Origin of the sequence: Bacillus sp. AP50, from assembly GCF_040492675.1 — a bacterium.
Lineage (GTDB): Bacteria > Bacillota > Bacilli > Bacillales > Bacillaceae_G > Bacillus_A > Bacillus_A cereus.
Genome location: NZ_JBEUTW010000019.1, coordinates 1 through 11,523, shown reverse-complemented (window position 1 = coordinate 11,523; position 11,523 = coordinate 1). Strand labels below are relative to the sequence as shown.

Sequence of the window (11,523 nt, the reverse complement as noted above, 5' to 3'; positions counted from 1 at the left end):
AATATATACCCCATATATTTTATAATTATTTCCCGAATAAAATCACCAATAATATAATTATAAAACCCTTTTATAAAAAGGGTTTTATACTGTTTTTCAAAACGATTTAAAATACCCCTATTTTTATATACCTAATACCTATATAAGGTATCAGGACCCCTTCTTATCAACATTTTTCTACATTATGTAAATTTTCCCTTGCCTATACAATCGAAATATGGTGTAATGCAAAAAAAGATAAAGGATTTTAAACAATGGCTGAAACGATTCAAAATTTCTTAACAGAATACTATTCAATCGCAATTCCACTTAGTATCTTAATTAACATCATCATTAGTCTTTTAGGTGTTATTCCTAGCATCTTTTTAACCGCCATTAATATACAGCTCTTCGGTGTAACAAATGGCACAATCATTTCGATCACAGGTGAGGCCTTAGGGGCTATTATCTCGTTTTATATTTACCGCCTGGGCCTTCAAAAGTTCACTCACGATAAAGTAAATAAGTACCCAAAGGTAGAGCGTCTTCTTTATGTAGAAGGTAGAGAGGCCTTTCTACTCGTTCTATCGTTTCGATTGATACCTTTCATCCCATCAAGTATCGTGACTTTATTTGCAGCTCTAGGGAAAATGTCATTACTCTCCTTCAGTATTGCCAGTACAATAGGTAAAATACCGGCCTTATTGATTGAAGTATATTCGGCATACCAAGTCATGAACGGAACAAATGAAGCGAAGTGGGTTGTAACAATCGCAGGCGTTATTGGATTGTTTTATTTGTGGAAAAAATGGAGAAAAAAATAAAGAAGGAGCCTATGCTCCTTCTTTATTTTTGAGGTATTTTATTACTAGCTCTTCCTTAAAGCCTTAGTTTACACCAACAGCACTAAATGATTGCTTAACTGCTGCTACTTCAGCAGAATTTGCACCATATAAGTCTGCAGCAGCTTGTACTGCACCAGCACGAGCTTGACTAAATGTAGTAGATTGCGTGAAATACTGTGTATTTGCACGGTAGTAAATCGCACCTAATTTATCTTTACCGATACCAGTTACAGTTACACCATAATGCGTACCACCATTTGCTAATAAATAAGCTTGTTTATTAATAATGCCACTGTTTGTATGAACACCACCGTTATCACTTGAACCAGTGTAACGCTTAGAATAATGGTCTGGATCACCATACTTCGTAGGATCACTCATAGAGCGAAGTGCGTCTCCTGCTTTACCAGGTGTGTAAATATCTTCACCAATCTCCCAATCCGGGTTACGGTTATCATAGAATTCTACTAAAGTACCAAAGATATCAGAAATCGCTTCATTTAAAGCCCCAGATTCATTTTGATAAATTAGATTTGAACTATTTTCCGTAACAGCATGCGTTAACTCGTGACCAATTACATCAATTCCACCAGATAATGAAGTAAACGTTACACCATCACCATCTCCGTATACCATCTGTGATCCGTTCCAGAATGCATTGTTATAATTACTTCCGTAATGAACTGTCGATTTTAACGGTGCTCCTGCATCATTAATAGAATTTCTATTAAACGTAGCTTTATAGTAATCATATGTTTTACCTGCATAGTAATGAGCATCTACTGCTGCTGCATCATACGCTGCATTGAAAACATTATCTGCATCTGCCCATAATGTTCCTGGTAATGTTGAACGGTTTTTCGCATCATATGTGAAAATCGTTGCCCCGCGTGTATTATCTTGTAAGTAGTAAGATGATCCAGATAACGTTGTATTAAGCGACTTCGTATCTCCCAGTACACCTTTACCAGTTCCTACTTTATTCGTTCCTGTTACAGGCTTTACAACAGCTTTCGCATCCTGTTTAGGAGCCTCTTGCTTAACTGGTGACTTATCATCATTCGTCACATGATCAATTGTATTAAACTTATTTAATACTTTACCGCTGTCTGCCTCAATGAAATAGTAGTAGTTTCCTGGGCTTGGATCTAAGAAGTTTAGATTTACAACATATGCATATGTTGTTTCCTCACCGTTTTGATATACATATAAGTCCGCTTTTGGTTCTACTTCATATTTCGGTGTTACCCCTAAATCTTGCTGCGCGATTTCAATTGCTTTTGCGCCTTCAATCTTATTTTTATTTTTCAACTTTTCCTTTTTGTCTAAATCAGGTGCAACTGTTCCAGACAATACTTTTAAAGAACCGTCCTTACTTACGTGAGCTACTTGAGTAGAACCCCATACAGGCACTCCTTCGTAAACTTGTTGCATACGTACTACTGTTGAATCAGTTACAGCATCTTTCTTCACTTGTTTCACTTTGAAAGAATCTTGCGCACTCTTTTCCCCTAGCTTGTAATCACCTTTTGCTGCGTTTAAGTAATCAAACACAACAGATTCTGCTTTCTTGCCAGTTGCTTCAGTTAGATCACCAGAAATAAACTCAGGTGACTGCACCGTCTCATTGTACTTCTTCGTAGAGAGCACATTTTTAGAATCCGCAAACGCAGAGCCTGTCCCTCCAAACGTTGTAACTGCCATTCCTGTCGCTAACACTAATGCTAAACTCTTCTTTTTCATATAACCTTCCCCCTAATAAAAAAATTTTTGAAAAAGAGTAGTTTCATATTAGCATTATGTTTCCACTATTAATATACTAAAAATTCAAATAATTTTTTTCTCAAGTTTTGTAGAATTTTGAGGAACAAATATTGAAAAAACCCCTTTCCGATTGGAAAGGGGTTTTTCAATATTTTCTTAACCATAAATATCTGGATTAGAGTAATTTATAACCTTTTCTTCTGAAAATTTAAAACCGTAAATATCTGGGTTAGAATATTTTATACTACTTTCTTTTAAAGCGTTTAATCCATAAATATCTGGATTAGAGTAATTTACTGAGCCTTCTTTTAAAGACTTTACCCCATATATGTCTGGATTTGAATAATTAACGCCTAAAGAAAGAATCGCTACTATTCCAAGCCCTACTGCACCATAAATGCGCTTTTTCAATTCAATTCCTCCTTTTCTTCTAAAACTTTAATAACTTCTTTATAATATTTATTACTTTCCTCATACTTAAATTCATTCTCTAAATACATAGCTAATTCTAAATAAGCATTTTTTAATTCCTTCATACTACCTACACTCTTAAAAAACGGAATAGCCTCATTCTCTAAAAATCTCTTAAATTCTTGAGATTCTCCAAAATATTTATACTTAAATATACAGAATGAATAAATCATTTTATTGTATTTCTCATCACTCCGTGAGCAATCAATTCCTTTTTCTATCCATTCCTGCGCTTCTTCATAACGTTTAAGATGAATGTATTGCTTAGCCAGTCCATAAATTGTTTCAATATAATTCATATTGACAGTCTTCTGCAATTCGAAACTTTGAAGAAAATAGTCTTTAGATTTATCATGCTCATTTTTATAATGGTATAATTCCCCCATATTATTTAAAGTCATAGCTTTAATCATATCTTTTTCCGCAAAAGAATCTACTTCTCTTAATATACTCTCATAAATCTTTAGAGCTTCTTCATATTGTGCTTTTTCAACATAACTTAAAGCAATAATCGTTTGACAATTTATTACATAACGGAATTTATATTCGTTACGGAACCCCTCCATGGCAATATGAGCAAAATGCATGGCTAAATGTGGTATATTTAGATGACTATACGCAAGACTTAGGTTATAATATATCCCCGTTTCATAATATCCTTGCTCTTTAGCCATTTCTTCTGTTTCAATTAAATATTTTAAACTTTCCTTATGCTTATATTGCAAACTAAGTAATAATGCCTTACTGTACGTATACAATAACTTTTGAAAGGGTGAGTATTTCTTGTACACTTTCTTCAATCTGTCCAATTCTTCTTCAAGAGCAGGTAGATCTCGCTTCATCATTAAATAACGTGTATACAGCAGTTTATAATAATTTATAATTTCAAAATCCAACACATGCTTCATTTCACCTTGCAACTCTTCATATATACGTTCTACTTGTTGCTTGTCCAAATGAACTAGTGCATTCAACCATTCATCCAGCTTCCCCTTCACATCTTCTTCTACATCTCTCAAATCCGTCACAGCAATTTCTAATCTTGCGCAGAGCAATTGTAGAATTTCTTCTGATGCTTCGATCTTTCCATTTTCGATCTTACTTAAGTATGAGACAGAACAAATGCCCTGACATAATTCTTCTTGTGTCATTTTTTGCTGAAGCCGTTTGTAAAAGACTTGTTTGCCTATTTTTTCTAATGTTTGTTGCATTGTCCTCCTCCATTCTCATTACCCCATTACTCTAATAATACATAAAATTTGGAGAAATATAAATTGATAAATATAAATTTTCTAAAAAATATGCATAATTTCATTTTTTTCTCTCTTGACTTCACATCAATATCTCTTCTTTGCTACGAATGGTGAAAAATTGGTATACTATAACCAAATTATGGAGGTGTTCTCGCGATGACTCATTATAAAGACGATAGTTATGCCTTACATACAGACCTATATCAAATCAACATGGCTTATACATATTGGAAAGATGGTATTCATAATCGCCGTTCTGTTTTTGATTTATATTTTCGAAAGCTTCCATTTGAGAACGGCTACGCTGTTTTTGCTGGCCTTGAGAAAATTGTAGAGTACATAGAAAATTTCAGTTTTACTGAAAGCGATATCGCTTATTTAGCAGAATTACAATTTGAAGAAGAATTCCTTCATTATTTACAAAATATGAAATTCACTGGGACGATTCGTAGTATGCAAGAAGGCGAAGTTGTATTTAATAACGAACCTTTATTACGTGTTGATGCACCACTTGGTGAAGCACAAATTATTGAGACTGCCCTCTTAAATATTGTGAATTACCAAACATTAATTTCCACAAAAGCAGCACGTATGAAACATGCTGCAAGTAATGATGAGCTTTTAGAGTTCGGCACAAGACGTGCCCATGAATTCGATGCTGCCCTTTGGGGGACGCGTGCTGCCTTTATTGGTGGTTTCTCCTCTACAAGCAACGTTCGTGCTGGGAAACGCTTTGGGATTCCTGTAGCTGGCACACACGCTCACTCTTTCGTTCAAGCATATCGCGATGAATACGTCGCGTTTAAAAAATACGCTGAAACTCATAAAAAGTGCGTCTTTCTCGTTGATACATATGACACATTGAAATCTGGTGTTCCAAATGCGATTCGTGTTGCAAAAGAATTTGGGGATCGTATTGATTTCTATGGCATACGTCTTGATAGTGGTGATATGGCTTATTTATCGAAAAAGGCACGAAAACTATTAGATGAAGCAGGGTTTACAAATACAAAAATTATCGCTTCTAGCGATTTAGATGAATACACAATTATGCACCTTAAATCTCAAGGAGCAAAAATTGACGTATGGGGCGTTGGGACAAAATTAATTACGTCCTTTGAGCAACCTGCATTGGGGGCTGTTTACAAACTAGTTGCGATTGAAGATACTGACGGAAAATTAAATGATACGATTAAAATTTCATCTAACCCTGAAAAAATTACCACTCCAGGACTGAAACGAATTTATCGTATTATCAATCGGGTAAACGATCATGCAGAAGGCGATTATATTGCATTAGATTCTGAAGAACCTGGAAAAGAAGAGCGCTTAAAAATGTTCCATCCAGTTCACACATATATAAGTAAATTCGTAACAAACTTTGAAGCCCGTGAACTGCATAAAGATATTTTCGTTAACGGTGAAAGAACATATGAACTACCAAGTATATTAGATATTCAAAAATATAATGAACAGAGTCTCTCTCTATTTTGGGAAGAATATATGCGAACTTTAAATCCTGAAGAATACCCTGTCGATTTAAGCCAAGAGTGCTGGGATCATAAAATGAATTACATTCAAACAGTTCGAGAACAAGTCGAAAAAAACATACAAAAGTAAACAGAGAAGTTTCCCCTTCTCTGTTTTTTCAATACTATATGGATATTTGTAAAAAATATATTAAAAGAATAAGACGAATGTATTTTATTTGTAAATTTTAATATAACGCTATTTAAAAGTAAAATAATATTTGGTATTATTTTATTGAGTCAATTTCAACAAAATCACCAATAAAAAAGAGGACGCGGGTCGCGTCCTCTTTTTTATAAATCTTTCACTCTTAATACACGCATTGCATTTAACACTGCAAGTAGTGTCACACCAACATCTGAGAAAACAGCTTCCCACATTGTTGCAATACCAAAAGCACCAAGTAATAAAACGATCCCTTTTACACCTAGAGCAAAGATGATATTTTGCCACACTATACTTCTTGTACGTTTTGCAATTTTTACAGCTGTCGCAATTTTTGAAGGCTCATCAGTCATAATAACGATGTCTGCCGCTTCAATTGCTGCATCTGATCCTAAACCACCCATCGCAATACCAACGTCTGCACGGGCTAATACTGGTGTATCGTTAATACCGTCACCAACGAAGGCAATTTTTTCTTTTCCGTGCTTCGCTGCATCAATTTTTTCAATCTCTTCTACTTTTTGTTGTGGTAGTAATTCCGCATGAACTTCATCTAAGCCTAATTCTTTACCGACAGCTTCACCAACTGGTTTTGCATCACCAGTTAACATTACTGTCTTTTTAATACCTAGTTCTTTTAACTTTTGAATCGCTTGTTTCGAATCCTCTTTTACCTCATCAGAGATAACAATATAACCTGCATATCTTCCATCTACAGCAACGTGAACTAATGTACCTACTGTTTCTGGTTGCTTAAATTCAATATTTTCTTTTCTCATTAATTTTGCATTACCTGCAAAAATTTCTTTTCCTTGTACTTTTACGACTGTACCGTGACCAGAAATTTCGTTATAATCATCGATTATTTTTTCATCAATTGATTTTCCATATGCCTTTCGAATAGATTGGGCAATTGGATGGTTAGAATATACTTCAGCAAATGCCGCATACTCTAATAACTCTTCACTTGTAGTACCTTCGCTCGGTTCCATTTTTGTAACTTTGAAAACACCTTTTGTTAATGTTCCTGTTTTGTCAAAAACAATATATTTTACATCATTTAAAGCTTCTAAATAGTTACTACCTTTTACTAACACACCACTTTTAGATGCACCACCGATACCTCCAAAGAATCCAAGAGGAATGGATACAACTAACGCACATGGACAAGAGATTACTAAGAACACTAAAGCTCTATAAATCCACTCAGAGAATGTAGCTCCTTCTAAAATAAGTGGTGGAATAAACGCCATGATCGCCGCTGTAATAACTACAACTGGAGTGTAGTAACGTGCAAACTTCGTAATAAAGTTTTCCGTTGGTGCTTTTTTACTGCTTGCATTTTGAACTAAATCTAAAATTTTTGATACAGTGGATTCACCGAATTCTTTTGTAACTTCAATTGTTAACACACCATTTTGGTTCACAAAGCCACTTAATACATCATTTCCAACTTCTACTTCACGTGGTACAGATTCACCTGTTAATGCTGAAGTATCTACCATTGATGTTCCTTCAATTACTTTTCCGTCTAACGGCACTTTCTCACCTGGCTTAACGATAATATAATCGCCAATTTTTACATCTTCTGGTGATACTTGCTTCGTTTCATTTCCAATCTTTACATTCGCATAATCAGGACGAATATCCATTAATGAAGTAATTGATTTTCGGGAGCGGTTTACCGCAATACTTTGGAATAGTTCTCCTACTTGATAAAATAGCATTACTGCTACAGCTTCAGAATATTGTTGAATTGCAAAAGCTCCTACAGTTGCAATTGCCATTAAGAAGTTTTCATCAAATACTTGGCCACGAGTTATGTTTCTTATCGCTCTCCAAACGATATCTCCACCTATTAATAAATAAGCAAGGACGAATAACGGAATTGTTACCATTTGTGGTAAGCCCGCTAATGCAGCAATTGCTGTCAAAATTCCGCCGACCACTAATCTCCCTACCATCTTTTTCACATTTGCTTCACCATGATCGTGACTATGTCCGTGGTCATGACCGTTCTTCTCTTCACGAACAACTTTCACATCTGGTTCTAACTTTTGAACGACATTTGTTATATTTGCTACAGTCGCTTCTAGTTCTCTTTTATTCGCAACTTCTACTCGTAATTTCTTCGATACGAAATCAACAGTTGCTTCTGAGACAGCTGGCATTTCCTTCACTTTATTTTCAATTTTCATTGCACAGTTCGCGCAATCTAAACCTTCTAATATAAATACTTCTTTAGCAATTTTATTTTTTTGTTCTTCTTGAACTTTAATATGCGGTTCTAATTTTGTAACGAGTTGTTTTGCTTCCGTAACAATTTCGTTTTCTTTATTTTGTGCTGTTTCTAAGATCATTGTCTTTGTTGCGAAGTTTACAGAACAAGAATTTACTCCTTCTATATTCCCAACACCTTTTTCAATTTTCATTGCACAGTTCGCACAATCTAAACCTTCTAACATCAGTTTCTTTTTCACCAATGCTTCAGCCATCGTTCTCCCTCCTCGCGTTCTTTTATTCTTCTTCGTTTACGTGTTCAAACGCTTGCTCGAAGATATGAATTACGTGCTGGTCAGCTAACGAATAATAAACAACCTTTCCTTCTTTACGATTCTTCACAAGTTTCGCTTGCTTTAACACACGAAGCTGATGCGAAATAGATGATTGTGTCATTCCTAATAAATAAGCTAAATCACAAACGCACATTTCAGCTTCAAATAGCGCATGTAATATTCTCGTACGTGTACGGTCACCTAATACTTTAAATAGTTCTGCTACTTTACTTAAACTTTCATCAGTTGGAATTGTTTGTTTTACTTGCTCTACAACTTCTTCATGAATTATCGTTTGAGAACATGTCTCTTGTGGTGTTTCTACTTTATTTCCAGCCATTATAGCTCACCTCTTTAATTGAACATATGAACAATCATTCATATATCTTATACTCTTATTATATGAGCGCCCACTCATATGTGTCAATGAAATCTGAATTTTTTTTATGAACATTCCGTTCACATTTTAATAAGTCGTATACATATTTTCCGCACTCTCTATATTCTCATACAAAAAAGGATGCACAATTCGCACACCCCTTTTTACTTACTTTTCATTTTTCACCGCATCCACAATTAAAGAAACAAATCCTAAATGATTATCCCGATTTCTATGGTCAAAACGTTTCGAACGATAAATAAATCCATCTTTCTCATTCCAATCATTATAGTGAAACTTACCATTCTCATCACAGTATTCTAAGAGCCTTACTTGAAAACCTGCTGATTCAAACATGGACGTGATTGTTTTATAGCTATGAACAATTTTATGACTTGCTGCAGGATGATCTAATGGACCAGGTCCACCTACTTGTACCCCTTGCTGATATTCTTCATCTGGAAAAAATGCATCTGGTACTGCACAACGAATATATCCATTCTCCATTAAAAACTCATAACAAATTTTTGCAGCTTCAATTCCTTCTTCATATGATAAATGCTCCCATACATGTTCTGCCAAAATTACTGATAAAGAATTAGGTTGAAATTTATCAAGCCAAGTTTCTCTCCGTAATAAATTTAATTCTTCTTCATTCGTATGTAACCAACCAGGGTTATTATTATAACCCTCTGCGCCAACAACAACTTTTGCTTCTTCCATTTCGCTCCCACCCTTTTTTCATATTCCGACAGAAAAATTCGACAAAATAATATACATTCCCTTTATTTCAACAAAAGAAAAAGCCTTGCGCGCTCCCTAGACGCACAAGGCTTACTGTGTTTATATCCCTTTAATTAGCTTGTTCTAAATTATCCTGCGAACTTCCATCGTCTTTTAAATGACTATGTTTTTTCGAATAAACAAAGTATACAACTACTCCGATTGCTAACCAAGCACCGAAGTACATCCATGTTTTTAATGGTAGGTTTACCATTAAGAATAGACAACATGCAATTGAAATAATTGGCAAGATCGGTACAAGTGGTACCATAAATCCACGTTGTAATTTTGGATGTGTTTTACGAAGAATAATAACTGACACACCAACCATCGCAAATGTTAACAACGCTCCAATATTCGCTAAATTCGACAATTCTTTCAAATCGATAAATCCAGCAATTAAAGCACTACCAATTCCTGTTAACCAAACTGTAAATGTTGGTGCTTCTGTCTTTTTATTAATTTTCGCGAAAGATTCTGGCAATAAACCGTCACGGCTCATAGCGAAGAATACACGTGTCGTTGCATAAATGTAAGCAAAAATTACTGCCATAATACCAATTACAGCTCCAATTGCGATTATACCAGCTACTTTATCTTGTCCTACAACTTCTAACACATACGCCATCGCTTCCGGTACATCTAGCTCTTTATATGAAACCATACCCGTCATAACGAGACAAACTACAACATAAATGATTGTACAAATGACTAACGAAGCGATAATACCAATCGGTAGATCACGTTGCGGATTTTTTACTTCTTCAGCAGAAGTTGCTAATGCATCAAATCCTAAGAAAGCAAAGAATACTGCTGCTCCCCCCGCGAAAACTCCACTTAAACCATACGGTGCAAATGGTATCCAGTTTTCTGGTTTCACGTAGAATACACCAACTGCAATGAATAAAACAACGATACCAATTTTAATTAATACCATTATGTTATTCACTCGTTTACTTTCTTTCGTACCTCTTGATAATAACCAAGTTATAACTAATGTAACGATAACTGCTGGTAAATTCACTATACCACCTTGAGACGGAATCGTTAGCAGTGCTTTTGGAATTTCAAGCCCTAATCCACTCACTAAGTTATGGAAGTAACCAGTCCATCCGCCAGCTACTGCGGCAGTCGTTACAACATATACGGATAGTAATGTCCATCCCATTAAATGAGCTACAAACTCACCAATTGTTGCATATGAGTATGTGTACACACTACCTGAAACAGGAAGTGTAGAAGCAACCTCTGCGTAACATAATGCTGCAAATCCACAAACGATGGCTGCAATCATGAATGAAAAAATAACTGCTGGACCAGCATCTCTTGCTGCTACTAATCCAGTTAATACTAGAACTCCTGTACCAATTATCGCACCAATCCCTAGCATTGTTAGGTCAAATGCCCCTAGCGTTTTCGTCAAAGTTTTACTTTTACTTTCCCCTAACAATTGCGTAACGGATTTCTTTTTAAATAGGTTGGCCACGATGTATGCCCCCTTTTGCCAAGAAGAGCTAAGAGATCTTCACTCTTAGCTCTTATCATGTTGTTTTATATATTGTTCGATTTTGTTTTGTATAATGCTTCTATTAGCAAGATACTGTTTCTGCTTCTAATAATTCTTTAGCACCTTTGTACTCTACACCGTGAGCTTCTGCAACTGCTTCGAATGTTACATAGCCATCTAATGTGTTAATACCTTTTAGTAATGCAGTGTTACCTAGGCAAGCTTCTTTGTAGCCTTTGTTAGCAATTTGTACTGCATATGGTACTGTTACGTTTGTTAATGCAAGAGTTGA

Annotated in this window: 9 protein-coding genes and 1 pseudogene; 2 read left to right on the top strand and 8 right to left on the bottom strand. The window is 35.3% G+C overall.

The features are described from left to right. Positions 1–254 precede the first annotated feature (254 nt). Positions 255–803: a TVP38/TMEM64 family protein gene (locus ABWK52_RS02420; protein WP_044584122.1), complete on the top strand. Its 549-nt coding sequence runs from the start codon at positions 255–257 to the stop codon at positions 801–803. 63 nt (positions 804–866) lie between these two features. On the opposite strand, the gene ABWK52_RS02415 is transcribed toward ABWK52_RS02420, so the two are convergent. The 3 genes from ABWK52_RS02415 to ABWK52_RS02405 form a co-directional block, all read right to left on the bottom strand. Further along, positions 867–2,567: a M4 family metallopeptidase gene (locus ABWK52_RS02415; protein WP_000730369.1), complete on the bottom strand. Its 1,701-nt coding sequence runs from the start codon at positions 2,565–2,567 to the stop codon at positions 867–869. 177 nt (positions 2,568–2,744) lie between these two features. Further along, on the bottom strand, positions 2,745–2,999 hold the full coding sequence (locus ABWK52_RS02410; protein ID WP_000746247.1) for a hypothetical protein: 255 nt from the start codon (positions 2,997–2,999) through the stop codon (positions 2,745–2,747). Beyond that, positions 2,996–4,270, bottom strand: a complete 1,275-nt coding sequence (locus tag ABWK52_RS02405; protein ID WP_001187939.1) for a tetratricopeptide repeat protein — start codon at positions 4,268–4,270, stop codon at positions 2,996–2,998. Before ABWK52_RS02405 ends, ABWK52_RS02410 begins: the two co-directional genes overlap by 4 nt. 198 nt (positions 4,271–4,468) lie before the next feature. Here ABWK52_RS02405 and ABWK52_RS02400 point away from each other — a divergent pair, with 198 nt between their 5' ends. Then, positions 4,469–5,932, top strand: a complete 1,464-nt coding sequence (locus ABWK52_RS02400) for a nicotinate phosphoribosyltransferase (protein ID WP_098508762.1) — start codon at positions 4,469–4,471, stop codon at positions 5,930–5,932. A 203-nt stretch (positions 5,933–6,135) separates the two neighbouring features. Here the strand turns inward: ABWK52_RS02400 and ABWK52_RS02395 are convergent, their stop codons facing one another. The 5 genes and pseudogenes from ABWK52_RS02395 to ABWK52_RS02375 form a co-directional block, all read right to left on the bottom strand. Continuing rightward, positions 6,136–8,502, bottom strand: a complete 2,367-nt coding sequence (locus ABWK52_RS02395; protein WP_098541028.1) for a heavy metal translocating P-type ATPase — start codon at positions 8,500–8,502, stop codon at positions 6,136–6,138. A 22-nt stretch (positions 8,503–8,524) separates the two neighbouring features. Continuing rightward, on the bottom strand, positions 8,525–8,902 hold the full coding sequence (locus tag ABWK52_RS02390; RefSeq protein WP_000918378.1) for an ArsR/SmtB family transcription factor: 378 nt from the start codon (positions 8,900–8,902) through the stop codon (positions 8,525–8,527). Between the two features lie 207 nt (positions 8,903–9,109). Beyond that, the gene (locus tag ABWK52_RS02385) at positions 9,110–9,664 is read right to left on the bottom strand and encodes a class I SAM-dependent methyltransferase (protein ID WP_000390572.1); all 555 of its coding nucleotides are present in this window, start codon (positions 9,662–9,664) and stop codon (positions 9,110–9,112) included. Positions 9,665–9,794: 130 nt separating this feature from the next. Further along, on the bottom strand, positions 9,795–11,210 hold the full coding sequence (locus ABWK52_RS02380; RefSeq protein ID WP_001284887.1) for an amino acid permease: 1,416 nt from the start codon (positions 11,208–11,210) through the stop codon (positions 9,795–9,797). Between the two features lie 103 nt (positions 11,211–11,313). Next, positions 11,314–11,523: pseudogene (locus ABWK52_RS02375) on the bottom strand (alanine dehydrogenase); the annotation flags it as partial.